Raw genomic sequence first — 15,985 nt, 5'->3', positions numbered from 1 at the left:
TCTTCCATCACGGCTATTGTGGACCGCAATCGCATCAGTGGCAGTCAAGCAAACACCCCTCATCGCGCAGTATCTGAGCGTCAAACAGCGCGTTCCCGACGCGATCCTGTTCTTCCGCCTCGGAGACTTTTACGAGATGTTCTTCGAGGACGCCGAAGTCGGCGCGCGCGTGCTCGACATTCAGCTCACCTCGCGCAACAAGGACGGCGTGCCGCTGTGCGGCGTGCCCTACCATTCCGCGGAACCGTACATCGCCAAACTGCTGAAAGCCGGCCACAAGGTCGCCATCTGCGAGCAGGGGACGCCCGATGCCGGCTCTCCCAAGCTGATGCCGCGGCAAATCGTACGCGTGATCACGCCCGGAACCGTGGGCGAGGAGATGGTGCTGACCGCCGCCGAGAAAAGTTACCTGGTCGCAGTCACGGGCGCCGAGGGCGCCGGGTTCGCGCTGGCAGCGCTCGACGTCTCGACGGGGGAATTTCTCGCCACGCAGGTCCGCGAGGCCGGATCGCTGCGCGAGGAAATCGCGCGAATCGCGCCGCGCGAAATAGTAGTCGCCGGGCAAGTCCCTGGACAAGACGGCGAGTTGGGCGCGCTCCTGAATGACTTAAACTGTCCCGTGACGACGCTCGATCATGAATCGTTCAGCGCCGAGCGGGCGACCGCGGCATTCTCGAATCGTTTCGCGGCCGCCGCCGTGGATCTCCACGAATCGATCGCGCGCGCCGCAGGAATCGCACTGCTCTATGTCGAAAGCACCTTCGGCCGCGACCTGGCGCATCTCGAAGCGCCGCGTCTTTACCGCATCGCCGAATACATGCTGGTGGACGAGACCACGCGGCGTCATCTCGAACTCGTCGCTTCGACTGACGGCGCGCGCAAGGGCTCGTTGCTGTCGATTCTAGACGAAACCTTGACCGCAGCCGGCGCACGCACGCTTGGCAACTGGATCACCTATCCTCTCCTCGCGCTCGACGCGATCCACGCGCGCCACGACGCAGCCGAAGAGCTGTTCGATGCCGACCTGGGCGGCGCGCTGGCGGAATCCTTGAAACAAATCGGCGATCTCGAGCGGCTGGCGGGACGAATCGGCGCGATGCGGGCGTCGCCGAGGGATTGTCTGCGCCTGGCGGACGCGCTCAAGGCGGACGAGTTACTGAAAAAAGCGATGGGCGCGTTCAAGAGCCCTCTTATCCGCGAACAGGCCGCGCGGATCTCGCCGATGCCCGCGCTCGTGGCGCAAATCGCGGCGACGCTGTCCGACGAGCCTCCCGTGAATCCCCGCGACGGCAACGTGATTCGTCCGGGGCTCAGCGCCGAAGTTGACGAATTGCGCAGCCTGGCGTCCGGCGCCCGCGGCGTGATCGCGAAGTTGGAAGCGACAGAGCGCGCGCGCACCGCTATCCCGTCGCTCAAGGTGCGCTACAACAATATCTTCGGCTATTACATCGAGGTCACCAAGCCCAATCTCGAGCGGGTGCCCGCCGACTACGAGCGCAAGCAAACGCTGGTCAGCGCGGAGCGCTTCACCACGCCCGCGCTCAAGGAACTCGAGCGCAAAATCCTGACTGCGGAATCGGGGCTCAAGGAACTCGAACTCCAGATCTTCTCGAGGCTGCTCCGCGACTTGCAGTCGCACGCCGCCACGATACTCGAAACCGCTCGCGCGGTGGGCGAATTCGACGCGATCATGTCGCTGGCGAAAGTGGCGCGGCGCCGCGGCTATGTGCGTCCCACGATCAACACCGGCCTTCGGATTCGGGTGCGCGACGGACGCCATCCCGTGCTCGAAGCCGGGATGCGCTCGGGCGAGTTCGTGCCCAACGACCTCGACGCGGAGCCCGACACGCGCCAAATCCTGCTGATCACCGGCCCCAACATGGCCGGCAAATCGACCTACCTGCGCCAGGTCGCGCTGATCGCGATCATGGCGCAAATCGGCAGCTTCGTTCCCGCCGCCGAGGCGACCATCGGGCTTATCGATCGCGTGCTCACGCGAATCGGCGCGCGCGACGAACTTCGCCGCGGCGAGTCCACCTTCATGGTCGAGATGAGCGAGACGGCGCGCCTGCTCAAGGGACTGTCCGAGCGCAGCCTGCTGCTGCTCGATGAGGTCGGCCGCGGCACCAGCACCTTTGACGGGCTTGCGATCGCATGGGCCGTCGCCGAATACCTGCACGATCAGACGCGAGCCAAGGTGCTGTTCGCTACGCATTTCCACGAACTGACCGACCTCGCGCGCGAGCGTCCGCGGGTCAAGAACCTGAGCATGGCGGTGCGCGAATGGGGCGCGGAGGTGATTTTCCTGCGCCGGGTTATCGAGCAGCCGTCGTCGCGAAGCTACGGTATCGAGGTGGCGCGGCTGGCGGGATTGCCGGATTCGATCATCAGCCGCGCGCGGGAAATTCTTGCCAACCTCGAGCAGGGCGAATTGGATGAAGCCGGGATGCCGCGAATTGCGCGCGATCGGCGCGCTACGACCCCGCCCCCTCAGCTCGGTTTGTTCTCGCCGATGGAGAGCCGCGTGATCGATGAAATCCGCGCACTCGACGTCGAGCGGATGACGCCGATGGACGCGCTGAACGCGCTGGCGCGAATCGCCGCCCGCCTCAAGCAGCAGGGGTGACCCCTGCACCCAGTATTAAGGCCGGCCGCCGTTGGCGGGCGCGGCCCCTGCCAATGCCTGCACCCAAGGTTAAGCAGGCAGGGGCAATGGCAGTCAATTTTTTCAGAAGTGGTCGAAATTGGTGCTGTGTGGCTGGGGTTTTCACGAAAATGTTTCACGTGAAACATTTTTTAGTTCAGGAGAACAAATCACGAAGCAGGGATAACCCCTGGCCGTGGCGACGGCAGCGCAGTATTAAGTTGAGGTGTCTCCCCGCAGTTGGCTCTTAGCAGGGAATGCTCGAAACAGAATAATTGACCGGATAAAGCCGTTTGCGGGACAAAGAGTTGCGGTGTTCGTAAACCAAAAGTATGTAGATGACAAATTCGAGGTTGAGGGCTTCGTGCTCAGTCTCGATTCGATACTCGACAAGGGTGGCTGGCTGGCCCCTTCAGGCGAAAAGATACTAGACAAAAATCTCTTTACCAACATCTGGAATGATGTCCCCGGATATGAAGGATATAACGCAGCGTGGATTGAGCTGGAAGCAAGCGCATCTGCAAGCACCAAGAACGCAGCAAAAACCTTTTCCGCATCCCTATTGTCAGAACAGGTGATGGCCGCATATCCCGAATCATCATTCGGCCCATCTCCCATAACTGATAGCCGCGTGATGATTGTGGTCGTGAGTCGAAGACCCTTGCCTTGAAACGGAACCAGACCATCATGGCCAAGTACGCCCAAACAATTCGGCTTTTCTTCTGCGGCAAGTGCGGCGACTACCACAAAAAGACGCATCCGCATTACGGGCGATGAAGTCACGTCCGCCAGATCGAACTGTGCCCGCTGCACTGCAACATCGTAATCGAGCGCGAGCGAAAGCGAGGCTTGGAGATTGTGGACAAATCGGTGCCGGCTGCTTGCTGACCGTGCTGAGGGTGTGTTATCGGGTCGCCAATTCCAGAGGGAGCTATCAAATTACAGATCAAAGTTTTTCACGATCGCCCACGCGATGTCGCGATGATCGGTTTGACGGAGTGCAGGAGGATACGATGAGTCGGAGGCGTGTTCGACGCGCGCAGAGTGCCATAGTTGCCGCGTGCTTTCTTTTCAATCAGACGTTGCCGGTTCTGGCGGCGAATCCGTTGCGGAATCCTCCGACGCGCAGCCCGATCAAGCATGTGATCGTGGTGCTTGGGGAAAATCGAAGCTTCGACAATTTGTTCGGAACCTACACGCCGCCCGATCCGAAGCAAAAGGTGATGAACCTGCTGTCGGAGGGTCTGGTGGACGAGACCGGATTCCCGCCGGGGTTCTTCACTACACTATCGACCTCCAACCCCCTGCAGAACCAGGCTACCGATACCTCGACTTACGAGCTCAGTCCCACGCAGACCGGTCCGTTTGCGAACCTTCCCCAGCCGAGCACAGGACTTAACGGGCTACCCGCGTCGGCATGCCTGCTCACGAGCCTTGCGTTTGCATCGGGTCTTCCGGGCTATGGACCTCCCACTTGCACGGACATCGGTCTCGCGGCCGACGACCAGCCGCTGCTGTTGCTCGGCGGAACCCATCAACCGCTTTTCATCCCGCAGGATATCGGCCTGACTCCGGTGGAGGATTGCCGATACGATCTGCTGCAAGCCGCGAATACGCCGTTGCCGTTGCCAAATGGGCCCTATCCGCTGGTCAACCCGGGCGCTCTGATTCAGGCGCTTGCGGATGTGCCGCCATTCGACTCAACCAAGTGCAAACCGCTGGTCGGTAGCGGGGAGGCCGGAAGCATCCTTGCGGGGCTCGGCGAGCCGGCGTCTCCGCCGACCGCCACCGCGGTTAGCGACAACACCGGCGACCCGGCCCATCGATTTTTCCAGATGTGGCAGCAGGCGGATTGCAGCACGGCGCACGCGACCGCGCAGAATCCGAGCGGATGCCTCCACGATCTGGTGACGTGGGTGGCGGTGACGCAGGGATGGGGCATCACGGAAATGTGCGAGCCGAATGAAAGCATGACCTCGTGCGATCCGCCAACCGACGTGGAGGGCACTTACCAGGGCGGAGTGGCGATGGGCATCTACAACATGGCGGCGGGCGATCTGCCGATCCTGCAATGGTTTGCCCAAAACTACGCACTCAACGACAACTATCATCAGCCAATCATGGGCGGCACCGGGCCGAACTCGCAGGCGATCTTTACCGGCGACGTTTACTATTTCGCAGATCCATCGGGCAGCGGAAAGGCGATCACGCCGACCGCCGATCTGATTTCGAATCCGAACCCGATGGCGGGCACCAATAACTTCTACACGCAGGACACGCTGCCATTTCTGGATTTGGCCAATACCAGTTTCGGCGGCGCCGTCGATTGCTCCGATGCGAGCCAGCCGGGCGTGAGCGCTATCGCCGGCTACGAGAGCTCCCTGCCCTACACCACATTCAACAAGGGCAATTGCGCGCCGGACACGTATTATCAGATCAACAACGAGTACCCGGCGTACGATCACCTGGGGAATCCGATCGCCACCTCGCCCACGGCGGCAAACGAGTTTCCCGCCGGCAGCCATTTCTCGATCGGCCCGCAAACTATTCCGACCATCGGCGACGCGCTCGCGAAAAAACGGGTCTCATGGAAATACTACGGGGACGGGTACAGCCTGGCCGGAACCGAAAGCCCCGCCGGAGATCTGTATTGCGCCATCTGCAACGGCTTGCAGTACTCGAAGTCGATCATGACCGGCCCGCTCAAGAACAACATCCAGGACTTGAGCGCGTTTTTTCAGGACGTCCGGGCTAACAACCTGCCTTCGGTTTCGTTCATCAAGCCAACCTCGCTAACCGATGGCCATCCGGGGACTTCAACACCGGCACTGTTTGAGGCGTTTGCGAAAAATATCGTCGATACTGTGCAGAGCAATCCCAAGCTGTGGAGCGAGACGGCGGTTCTGATCACCCTCGACGAATCCGGCGGTGAATACGACACCGGCTACATTCAGCCGATTGATTTCTTCGGCGACGGTCCGCGCACCGTGATGCTCGCAGTATCGCCGTTCGCCAAATTCGATTACGTCGATCACACCTATTCGGATCACGTATCGATCCTGAAGTTCATCGAATGGAACTGGAAGCTGAAGCCGCTCTCCGGCCGCAGCCGCGACAATCTGCCCAATCCGATCAGTGCGGCCGCGCAGCCATACGTCCCGACCAACAGCCCCGCGATCGGAGATCTGACCAACATGTTCCGGTTCAAGAAGAAATAAGCGGCCCGACTCGCGAGAACGTGCCCGGTGACAGAGGTATTGGCGGATTAAGCCATTGGCAGGGACCGCGCACGCCAACGGCGGACGGTGACCCCCTGTGGTCTGCCCCCAACTTGCTACCAGTCATAAGTAGAGTCGGTTGAAGTTTTGCCCAGGCGGGGTGGCGGGGGCGGGGGCGTGGCGATCGCTCTACCCGGCGGCTATCCTTGGATGCTGGGTAGGGTTGCGGTGATGCGGAGAATGATGGCGGTTGCGGTCGCGACGGCGACGATCGGCGCGATGGTTGCCCCGGTCCTTGCCGGCGCCAGTCTTCCCGCGTCAGCCCTGACTTCCGCGCGAATCGAGCATCGCGGCCCGACTCTCGAACTGCATTTCGAATTCAGCGGCCCTGCTCCACCGCTCGACCTCAGCACGCACGGCAGCGAACTCTGGATCGAGCTGGCGCGCACGCGCATCGCGATCCCTCCGCGCCCGCTGTTCGGCTATGAAACGGCGCCAATTGCGAGCGTGCGCACGATCGAGTCGCCCGGCGGCAAGTCGCGAATCGTCGTCGAGGTAATCGGCAAAGCCGACTACGCGATCGCGAGGCTGAGAGGCAGAAATGAAATAGTGTTGCGGGTCGCATCCGCGGGCGCTGATCTAAATATCGCGGCCCCGATTATCGTTCACGACGACGCCCCGCGTCGCCCTGCTCCGTCGGTCGCGCGCACTGTCGCATTCGGGCCTGCGCCGAACCCTCGGCCCGACTCTCTCGCGCAACCAATCGCGCCCGCGCCCTCGAATGTGAGTGAAGGCAATCGTCAGCCGGGTCATTTTCTGGTGATGATCGATCCGGGTCACGGCGGCTACGATCCCGGCACGCAATCGTCGGCCGGCGCAGTGGAGAAGGACCTCGCCATCCAAATCGCGACGCGCCTGAAAGCCGCTCTGGAAGCCCGCGGCATCCGCGCCTGGCTGACGCGCTCGACCGACGTATTTATCAGCCTCGCGGAGCGCACGCGAATCGCGAATCGCGCCGGTGCGGACCTGTTCGTTTCAATCCACCTCAATTCGAGTCCGAACACCGACACCACGGGAATCGAAGTCTATTACCTGAACAACACCACCGATCGGGCGACGATTCGGCTGGCGCGAATGGAGAACGCCGGCGCGGGAGGCTATGGCGCACCGGACAGCTCCAACTTAAACTACATCCTGACCGACTTGCGCCAGAACTATAAGGCGTCGGAAGCGGCCTCTGTGGCCAGGATGATCGACGCGCAGACGGTCGCCGATCTCGATGCCGGACTTGGACTGAACGTGAACGCGCTGGGAGCGAAGATGGGACCATTTTACGTGCTGGTCGGCGCGCATATGCCGGCCGTGCTGGTCGAATGCGGCTTCATGTCGAACGCCGGCGAAGCCGCGCGGCTGGCGTCGGCGGATTACCAGGACGTGCTCGCAAGCGCGGTCGCCACCGCAGTAGCGCATTACTTCAACGCCGATCTGGCGGTGGGAAATCTGTGAGCCTCGTCACGGGCGCGAATCGCGCCGAGTCTGCGCCAATTCCCGAATCTTCACCGCGCGGCCAGGAGGCCTTGCTCGCGCAATTCGCCGCGAGCAAGAGGCCCGGCGCGATTGCCCGCGCCTATCTCGAATCTGTGCGCGCCGAGCTCGCCGAGCGCCATTTCGGCGGCGCGAGCGGCGGCGAGATCGTGACCGCGATGACGACGGCGATGGACGATCTTCTGCGGGCGCTGTTTTATTATGCGGACGCGGAGCATGGCCGGCGATTTACCAAGCTCAACCAGACAATTGCGGTGGTCGCGCGCGGCGGCTACGGGCGCGGTGAACTGAATCCGCAATCCGACGTCGATCTGCTCTTTCTGCACGATTACAAGCGCGGGCCATACGCCGAAGTTGTCACCGAAATAATATTGCACGCGCTTTGGGACGCAGGTCTCACGGTCGGATACGGGGTTCGCACGGCCAAAGAATGCGTGCGGCTGGCGAACGAGGACCTGAAGGAAAAGACCGCGATCCTCGACACGCGGTTCTTATGCGGCGACGAAAAGCTCTACTCCGATCTCGACAAGCTGCTCATCGCCGACGTGCTCAATCGCAACCAGGACAAGTTCTTCGCCGCCAAGCTCGAAGAAAGCCGCAAACGTCACGCCCAGTACGGCGATTCGATTTACCTGCTCGAGCCTCAGATCAAGGAAGGCGAAGGCGGGCTGCGCGATCTTCACACCGCGATGTGGCTGGCCAAGGTCAAATACAAAGTCCATTCGCTCGAGGAGCTGGTGCAAAAAGCCGTCATCACCGAGCCCGAAGCGGCCGAAGTGATCGAAGCGCGCGACTTTCTCTGGCGCGTGCGCAATTCGCTGCATTTTCTGACCGGGCGCCACTTCGATCAAATCACCTTCGAGATGCAGGAGCGGATCGAGCCGATGCTGGGCTTCAAGCCCGCGGACGGACAGGCTGCCGGTTCCGCTTTGATGCGCGCGTACTACCAGCACGCGTCGACGGTCCATCGCTTTGCCGAAGGCTTGATCGCGCGGGTGACCGAGAACAGTCCCGGCGGGCGATTTTTTCGGCGCACGCCGACCCGCACGATTCGCCCCGGCGTAATCGTTCAGCGCAATCTGCTGAGCATCGCCGAGCCCGATTTTTTCAAACGCGATCCGCTCAACCTGATCACGATCTACGCGGACTGCCAGGCGCAGAACGTGAGCCTTTCAGGCAGCGCGTACCAGCTGGTGCGCGACAATCTTGAATTGATCGACGACGACATGCGCAAAGACCCGCGCGTCGCCGCCGCCCTGATGAAGATTCTGTCCGCGCCCCGGCGCGTCGCCGAAACGCTCGAGGCGATGCATCTGTCGGGCGTGCTCGGCGCGATAATCCCCGAGTTCGGCAACCTCTACGCGCGCGTTCTGCACGACCTCTACCATATCTACACCGTTGACCGGCATTCGCTGGTTGCGGTGCGTGAAGTCGAACGCCTGCGCAAGGGCGAGTTCAAGGGTTCCACTCCCCTGCTCACCGAGGTCGTGCGTGAATTCGACCAGTTGCCGCTCGTGTTCCTTGCGCTGCTGCTGCACGACATCGGCAAGGGCCACGGCCATGACCATCATGAGCGCGGCGCCAGCCTGACGGCGGAAGTGTCACAGCGGCTTGGACTGAACAGCGAGGAAATCGACCTGGTCGTGTTCCTCGTCCGCAACCATCTGATGATGTCCCAGATCGCGCAGAAGGGTGACCTTGACGATCACACTACCGTCGAGGAATTTGCGCGCACCGTCGGCTCGATCGATCGCCTCAAGGCGCTCTACTTGCTCACCTATGCCGACATGCGTGCGGTCGCGCCGAAGGTTTACAATAATTGGCGCGACATGCTGCTTAGCGATCTCTACATGCGCGCGCTCAAGGTTCTCGAGCAGGGCGATCGCGAGGCGGTCGATCCCGCGCGCCGGCTGGCTACCGTCAAAGCCGCCGTCCGCGAGACCCTGCGCGCCTCCGCCGCGCCGGATTCCGAGCTGACCGCGTTCCTCGACCAGATGCCCGACCGCTACTTCTTCACCGTGCCCGAAGCCGACATTCCGCTGCACTTCGACTTGATGCGCTCGCTCGCGGACCGCCCGCTGGTCTGCCGCATCAGGCATTTCCCCGAACTGGAGTTCAGCGAGTTTATCGTCGTGACGCGGGATCAGCCGGGGCTGTTCTCGATGATCGCAGGCGCGCTGACCGCCAACAATCTCAACATCCTGTCGGCCCGAATCACCACCCGCACCAACGGCATCGCGATGGACGTGTTTCGCGTGTCACATCTAATGGGCGCCGGCTCGATGGCGATGGAAGAGGACCGCTGGCTGCGCGTCGAGCGCGACCTCGAGCGCGTCATCACAGGCCAGCAGGACATCGCGGGGCTGGTCGCCGCGGCGCATCATGTGCAGAGCGCCGGCCGCAAGTTCGTGCGCCACGTGCCGACCGAAGTCACGGTGGACAATCGCACCTCCGAGCAGTTCACCGTGATTGACGTATTCACCCAGGACCGCGTCGGACTGCTGTTCGCGATCACCCACACGCTCTACCGGCTCGGCCTGCTGATTCACCTCGCGCGCATCTCGACCAACGCCGATCAGGCGCTCGATGTCTTTTACGTGAGCGATCGCGAGGGCGGAAAAATCGAGGGCCTCGATCGGATGCGGGAGCTGCGCGCCGCCTTGCTCGAAAAGGTCGAACAGAATCCCACCGAAGGAGCAACCGCGTGAGCGCCGCCGGCTGGGACGAGCTGATCGATCGCCATTTGTCGCGCCAGGCCGTCGAGCGCGGGCTCAGCCGCCATTCGATGGACGCATACGCGCATGACCTCAGCGTTTTTCAATCGTGGTGCCGCGAGGCCGGGCTGACGCCGGCGCAACTCGACGCCGCCACTCTGACCGCGTACCTCGAAGCGCTTGCGGATCGGGGTTTGGCGGTCAGTTCGCAGCGCCGCCATCTCGCCAGTCTGCGCGGGCTCGCCCGCGAGCTGGTGGACGAGAAAATCATCGAACGCGATCCCGCGCCGACCGTGAAGCTCAGGCCGCATCCGCGCAAACTCCCGCGCACCCTGTCGCCCGGCGACGTTGAAAATCTTATCGCCGCGATCGGTGCGCACGACGCCCGCGGATTGCGCGACCGCGCGATGCTCGAAATGGCCTACGGATGCGGTCTGCGCGTTTCGGAACTGGTCGGGTTGCAACTGCATCAGGTAAATCTCGCGGCCGGCGCCGTCGTCGTGCTCGGCAAGGGCGGCAAGGAGCGGATGGTGCCGATGGGTGGCGCCGCGATTCGCGCGCTGAAGGCCTACCTGGAGCGGCGCGATGAAATTCTGAATCCATCCGGTGACGGCAAGCGGGGCAGGAAAAAGGTTCCGCGTCGCGTCTGGGCGGTTTTCATTACGAGGCTCGGCCGCGCGATGACCCGGCAGGGATTTTTCAAGGCGCTCAAAGGATGGACCGCCGCCGATCCGCGCCTTGCATGGGTCAGCCCGCATACCTTGCGCCATTGCTTCGCCACGCATCTGCTCGAGGGCGGCGCGGATCTGCGCGCCGTGCAGGAGATGCTCGGCCACAGCGACATCTCGACCACGCAGATTTACACCCACCTCTCCAAGAGCCACTTGCGCAAGGTACATCGCACGTTTCATCCGCGAGCGACCCGCGCGAGCGTGGGGGAAGGCACGGACTGACTTGGGCGATCTGAACGGAACCATCGCGAACATCTGTATCGTCGCGCCGGCGATCATGTTCGCGATCATCGCGCACGAGGTTATGCATGGCGTGGTAGCGCTGCGCCTTGGCGACGATACCGCTCGGCGCGCCGGACGGCTCACGCTCAATCCGATTTCACACATCGATCTCTTTGGGACGATTATCCTGCCGTTCGCGCTGTATCTGTTTGGTATGGCCGTGCTCGGCTACGCCAAGCCGGTCCCCGTCAATTTCCGCGTGTTGCGGGGCGGGCGGACCGGAATGATGAAGGTAGCGGCCGCCGGGCCGCTGACGAACTTCGTGCTGGCAGTCGTGAGCGGACTTCTTCTGCGTATGATGCCGGCGTTTCTGCACGGCTCGCTCGGCCCCACCATCGCCGAACCGCTTGCTCGGATGATGCAGGCGTCGGTGATTGTCAATGTCGAACTGGGGGTCTTCAATCTCTTTCCCGTGCTGCCACTGGACGGCGGGCGGGTGTTGCTCGGCATCCTGCCGCTCCCGGCCGCGCGCGCCTACGCAAAGACCGAGCGTTATGGCTTCCTTATATTGCTGCTGCTGCTGTATACGCATTGGCTGGATGTCGCGATCTATCCGGTCATGAACATGGCGCTGGGTGCGATCTCCTGGATGGTGCAACTTTGAGCGACGAATCCAACACGCCGCCCAGACTCGGAGCCGACGCCGGGGTCCGCTTCCGGCTCCCGATTTACGAGGGCCCGCTCGACCTGCTGCTGCATTTGCTCAAGCGCGCCGAGCTCGACCCGCACGAAGTCACCGCCAGCGTAATCACCGAACAGTACCTGACATGGCTCGAATTGCTCGACCAGTTGAACCTCGACGTGGCGGGCGAGTACCTCGTGATGGCGGCGACGTTGCTGTTGATCAAGTCGTTCGCAATGCTGCCGCATCCGGAGCTCGCCGACACCGGCGAAGCCGAGGAGCTCAAGCGCGACCTGGTCGAACGGCTGCTGGAATATCAGCGCTATCGCGAGGTGGCTGAAAAGCTCGCGGAGCGCGCCCTGCTCGGCCGCGACGTGTTCACCACGCCCGGCGAGAGCGCGCCCGAAGACGCGGGGGCGAAACAGTACACGGTTACGATTTTCGACCTGGTCGAGGCGATTGGCGCAGTGCTCAAGCGCGTTGCCGACAAGACCCCGCGCGCCATCGAGCTGCGCGACATCCCGGTGGCAGAATGTATCCCGCGGATAATGCGTGCGCTGGAGGGCGCGGGACGGGTCCAGTTCGCCGCGCTGTTCGAGGATGCGGGCGATCGATCGATTGTAATCGCGACGTTTATGGCGCTGCTCGAGTTGATACGTCGGCGCGAAGTTCGCGCATTTCAGGAAGCGCGCTTCGGCCCGATTTTTCTCGAGCGCGCCGCCGCGGGATGAATGGAGGCCGGGTGGAAGAAGAGCGACTGAAATCAATTCTCGCGAGCCTGCTGTTCGCGGCCGGCGAGCCGGTCTCGCTCGCGCGGCTGGCCGCAGTCTTCGACGACCTCCCGCGTGCGACGGTGCAGAAAGCGATCGCCGCGATGGCCGCTGAGTACAGCGCCGAAAACCGCGGTATCGTGATCGACGAGGTCGCCGGCGGCTACCAGATGCGAACGCCGAAGGACCACGCCGGCTACGTTCGCAAGCTGCTGGCCGCCAGGCCGCCGCGCCTTAGCCGCCCGCTGATGGAGACCGTCGCGATAATCGCCTATCGACAGCCCATCACGCGCCCGGAGATAGAACAGTTGCGCGGCGTCGACACGGGCGGCGTGCTGGAAACGCTGCTCGAACGGCGGCTCGTCAAGATTGCCGGGCGTAAGGACGCACCGGGACGCCCGATGGTCTATGAGACCACCGATGAGTTCCTTGAACTGTTCGGACTGAAGGATCTCGAAAGCCTGCCCGACCTCTCGGAGTTCCGCGAGATCGAGCGCGCCGTCGAGCAGGCGACAACCGGGCCGGTGGAAGGCATCGAGACTCATCCGGAGGATTCCGTCGCGATTGCGGAGACGTCATCGCATGACACCGACCCGTCCGACGCGGCAGAAGAACCGGACGAGTCCGGCCCTGGAGCATCTGACGACAACAAAAACAAGACTTCGCGCTGACGCGTCGCCGCTCTCGACGGCGAGGAGAAACGACGATGTATCGAATCCGACTGCTGCTTCTCGCAACGATTACTTCGCTCGCCTTCGTGGGATCGTCGTTCGCGGAACAAAAGCCGCCGCCCCCGGCGCCGGAAAATGACCCGCTCTATATGCGCGTCGTCGCGACGCCATACCCGCCCGAGGCGCAAATCCTCGACGGCGCCGACCACCCGCATTCGGCTTACGAGTTATACGTCACGAATTTCGGCAAGACCCCGTTGAAAATCACCAAGCTCGATGTTCAGGGAAAAGACGACAACGAAGTTGTCGTGACTCAGTCGGCCAGCGGCAAGCAACTGGCCGCGATGTTCGTGCCGGCCACGGGCGCCGACGCCAGCAAGCCCAACGATCCTGTACTGAAGCCGGGCGAGACCGGCGTCTTCTTTATCTTTGCCGATTGGATTCCTGACCAGAGCGATCCGGACACGTTCGACACTGCGATTACGATCCAACAGCACGGCGAGCGCAGCGGCTCAGGAACAATTCATGCCGCCGAGCTCAACATAAACCAGGACAATCCGATCGTGATTCGCTCTCCGCTTCGCGGGATAAATTGGCTCGCGGTCAACGGCCCCTCCAACACTTCGGCGCATCGCCGCGCGATGCTGCCGGTAAACGGGCAACCGCACATCGGCCAGCGCTATGCGATCGACTGGATTCAGCTTGGCGGCGACGGCAAATCGTTTACCGGCGATGAGCACAAGAACAGCAGCTATCATGCATGGGATCAGGAAATTCGCGCGGTCGCGAACGGAACGATCGCCGAGGTGAAAGACGGGATTCTCGAGAACGTCCCCAACAGCGGCAAGACCGCGGTGCCGATTTCGTACGAGACTCTCGCCGGCAATTACATCATTGAGGATCTCGGCGACGATCATTTCGCCGCCTACGCGCACCTGCGGCCCGGCACGCTCAAAGTGAAGGCGCACGACACGGTTCACGCCGGCGACGTGCTCGCGCATCTGGGCAATACCGGCAATTCATCGGAGCCGCATTTGCACTTCCAGGTCTGCGACGCGGCGTCGCTCCCGGCCTCGGAGGGACTGCCATTTGCGATCAATCAGTTCACGCTCGATGACTACAAGATCGATAAAGCGCACAAGGGGCATCAGGCGCTGATCGTCAAATCGTCGCATCCGATGACCAAACAAGAACCGATGGAGAACGAACTCGATTCGTTCTAGATGCTCGCGCTCCGCTGCGCTTAACTCGTCCTCCTCAACGAGATTCCCAAGCCGAGGTCCTATGCCGTCAACGCCAAGGCCGCCTCAAGAGAACGCTCCGGGACAGTCGCTGAGTCGAATAGGCTAGCGCTCTTCCGAATCTCGCGGTCCATACCATCCGGTTCAATCACCGATTCGATGATCACCGCGCAATCACTGCGAATGAAACGGGCGACGAGCTGAAACGCATAGATTGCGAGCGCGCTTAGCGGTAGATGCTCTCCATACCGTCCAATCTCGCTAACGTGTAATTGTCGCAGCCGTCCCGAAAATTCTTGGGCCATTTTTATGGCAGTGGCCATCGTTGGGTCAATCTGGCGAGCGTGCGCTAGATCCAAGCAAAACTCCGCCTCGGGTAGCCATTCGAACAGCTGCCGCATTTCCCTTAGAGTGCGGCCGTTAATCTTCCTGTTGTCCATGTTCTCCAGACAAACCCTTCGACCCAAACCCTTCCACAACGATGGAGTCGGCATCAGCTCGGGATGGACGATAATAGGCCACGTTGGAGGCGCCTCGTGCAGGATGGAGAAAGCTTCTCTCTCCGACAGAGTCGTCAGTTTGCTCGGGGCATGAATCGACACATAGGTGAAATGGCTCAGGTCGAGTTGGCCTAGGCCCGAGATTAAGGGCCGCAGCTCATGATCGCGAAGTGCTGACAGTTCAATTGCTCGAAGCGACGGTTTCGTTCGCTGTAGGGCGACACCGGTTCGAAAGTCGCCTTTTGCCAACGCGCCAGTAGAAAACCCTAGTGGTCTCATCAGAACACCCCGAACCTTCGAATCAGTCTACTCAAATTCGGATCCAGAACAAAGAACAGTTCTTCGATTGCGTCGCGGTACACATGGCTCCTCTCGCGCAGTTCCCCGTAGATCGGGTCGGCAGGAGCAGCTTCGAACGTAAGCTTCTTCAAGGTTTCCCGTTTCGCTTCATCGCTGAGTGCTGCAAGGAAGGCATTGTACGAGTCAAAGATCTTAAGTGCGCAATCTCGGTACGGCGACACCGCGCTTGCCAATCTATCCAACGGGACGATCTCGGTTTGCTCTCTTATTATATCCGCAAGCTCGACCAGGAACTCAACTTCATCCTTTGCCTTGTCTAGGGATTCCGGGCGTTGGAGTTCGGCTGTGAAGCACATGAGCAAACCAGCAACGAAGAGGAGCTTCCGCGAAAAACGAAGCTTGATATTCCTGATCGCCCAACCGTCCTGGTTTCGCTCCCACATCTTTGAAGCAAAGTCGGCGGCCATCGTGCGCCAATACCGAACCACATCATTCAGCAGAAAGTGAGGAATACGATTAAACTCCCCTGATCGTCTGGGAATTGCTCTGTCGTAAATGACATATCGTGCAAGGACATTCCGGATTACCCTCTCTCGAAGAGGGGCATTTGTTACAGCCGTGTGTTCCCCGTCAGCACAAGTTGGACAGTTTGCAGCGATTGAGGAAGAGAGGGTTTTTGGCTCATCTTAACCCCAAAAGGAGCGGAGATGAGATCGAAAGCAGATACGCATTCGGAGGAAGCGGAAA

At 61.4% G+C, this 15,985-nt stretch carries 12 protein-coding genes; 10 read left to right on the top strand and 2 right to left on the bottom strand.

Translation table 11 applies throughout. The features are described from left to right. Nucleotides 1-37 precede the first annotated feature (37 nt). From mutS to ABR989_RS16630, 10 genes are all read left to right on the top strand, one after another. Nucleotides 38-2,626: a DNA mismatch repair protein MutS gene (mutS, locus tag ABR989_RS16675; RefSeq protein WP_428130444.1), complete on the top strand. Its 2,589-nt coding sequence runs from the start codon at nucleotides 38-40 to the stop codon at nucleotides 2,624-2,626. 331 nt (nucleotides 2,627-2,957) lie between these two features. Then, a complete protein-coding gene (locus ABR989_RS16670; RefSeq protein WP_428130443.1) occupies nucleotides 2,958-3,314 on the top strand; it encodes a hypothetical protein in 357 nt (118 codons plus the stop codon). 343 nt (nucleotides 3,315-3,657) lie between these two features. Beyond that, on the top strand, nucleotides 3,658-5,862 hold the full coding sequence (locus ABR989_RS16665) for an alkaline phosphatase family protein (protein ID WP_428130442.1): 2,205 nt from the start codon (nucleotides 3,658-3,660) through the stop codon (nucleotides 5,860-5,862). Nucleotides 5,863-6,039: 177 nt separating this feature from the next. Further along, on the top strand, nucleotides 6,040-7,368 hold the full coding sequence (locus tag ABR989_RS16660) for an N-acetylmuramoyl-L-alanine amidase family protein (RefSeq protein WP_428130441.1): 1,329 nt from the start codon (nucleotides 6,040-6,042) through the stop codon (nucleotides 7,366-7,368). Beyond that, nucleotides 7,365-10,115: a [protein-PII] uridylyltransferase gene (glnD, locus tag ABR989_RS16655; protein WP_428130440.1), complete on the top strand. Its 2,751-nt coding sequence runs from the start codon at nucleotides 7,365-7,367 to the stop codon at nucleotides 10,113-10,115. The genes ABR989_RS16660 and glnD overlap by 4 nt, the downstream gene beginning before the upstream one ends. Then, complete coding sequence (locus ABR989_RS16650) at nucleotides 10,112-11,074, top strand: tyrosine recombinase (protein ID WP_428130439.1); 963 nt, start codon at nucleotides 10,112-10,114, stop codon at nucleotides 11,072-11,074. Before glnD ends, ABR989_RS16650 begins: the two co-directional genes overlap by 4 nt. Before the next feature lies 1 nt (nucleotide 11,075). Further along, nucleotides 11,076-11,738 carry a site-2 protease family protein gene (locus ABR989_RS16645; protein WP_428130438.1) on the top strand — a complete coding sequence of 221 codons (663 nt, stop codon included), beginning with the start codon at nucleotides 11,076-11,078 and terminating at the stop codon, nucleotides 11,736-11,738. Further along, complete coding sequence (locus ABR989_RS16640; protein ID WP_428130437.1) at nucleotides 11,735-12,487, top strand: segregation and condensation protein A; 753 nt, start codon at nucleotides 11,735-11,737, stop codon at nucleotides 12,485-12,487. Before ABR989_RS16645 ends, ABR989_RS16640 begins: the two co-directional genes overlap by 4 nt. A gap of 11 nt (nucleotides 12,488-12,498) precedes the next feature. Further along, nucleotides 12,499-13,197 carry an SMC-Scp complex subunit ScpB gene (gene scpB, locus ABR989_RS16635; protein WP_428130436.1) on the top strand — a complete coding sequence of 233 codons (699 nt, stop codon included), beginning with the start codon at nucleotides 12,499-12,501 and terminating at the stop codon, nucleotides 13,195-13,197. A gap of 35 nt (nucleotides 13,198-13,232) precedes the next feature. Next, nucleotides 13,233-14,420 (top strand): M23 family metallopeptidase, encoded by a 1,188-nt coding sequence (locus ABR989_RS16630; protein ID WP_428130435.1) that lies wholly within the window; start codon nucleotides 13,233-13,235, stop codon nucleotides 14,418-14,420. Between the two features lie 59 nt (nucleotides 14,421-14,479). Here the strand turns inward: ABR989_RS16630 and ABR989_RS16625 are convergent, their stop codons facing one another. Then, nucleotides 14,480-15,187 carry an apurinic/apyrimidinic endonuclease family protein gene (locus ABR989_RS16625; protein ID WP_428130434.1) on the bottom strand — a complete coding sequence of 236 codons (708 nt, stop codon included), beginning with the start codon at nucleotides 15,185-15,187 and terminating at the stop codon, nucleotides 14,480-14,482. Between the two features lie 29 nt (nucleotides 15,188-15,216). Then, nucleotides 15,217-15,705: a hypothetical protein gene (locus tag ABR989_RS16620; protein WP_428130433.1), complete on the bottom strand. Its 489-nt coding sequence runs from the start codon at nucleotides 15,703-15,705 to the stop codon at nucleotides 15,217-15,219. Nucleotides 15,706-15,985: the final 280 nt, after the last annotated feature.

Origin of the sequence: Binatus soli (SeqCode), assembly GCF_050015535.1 — a bacterium.
GTDB lineage: Bacteria > Desulfobacterota > Binatia > Binatales > Binataceae > Binatus > Binatus soli.
Note: the sequence above shows the minus strand (reverse complement) of the source record. Positions and strands in the feature narration are given on the sequence as shown.

Coding starts and splice junctions, on each gene's coding strand:
- ABR989_RS16630 (WP_428130435.1), top strand. CDS start 13,233: ATGTATCGAATCCGACTGCTGCTTCTCGCAACGATTACTTCGCTCGCC.
- ABR989_RS16620 (WP_428130433.1), bottom strand. CDS start 15,705: ATGGCCGCCGACTTTGCTTCAAAGATGTGGGAGCGAAACCAGGACGGT.
- ABR989_RS16665 (WP_428130442.1), top strand. CDS start 3,658: ATGAGTCGGAGGCGTGTTCGACGCGCGCAGAGTGCCATAGTTGCCGCG.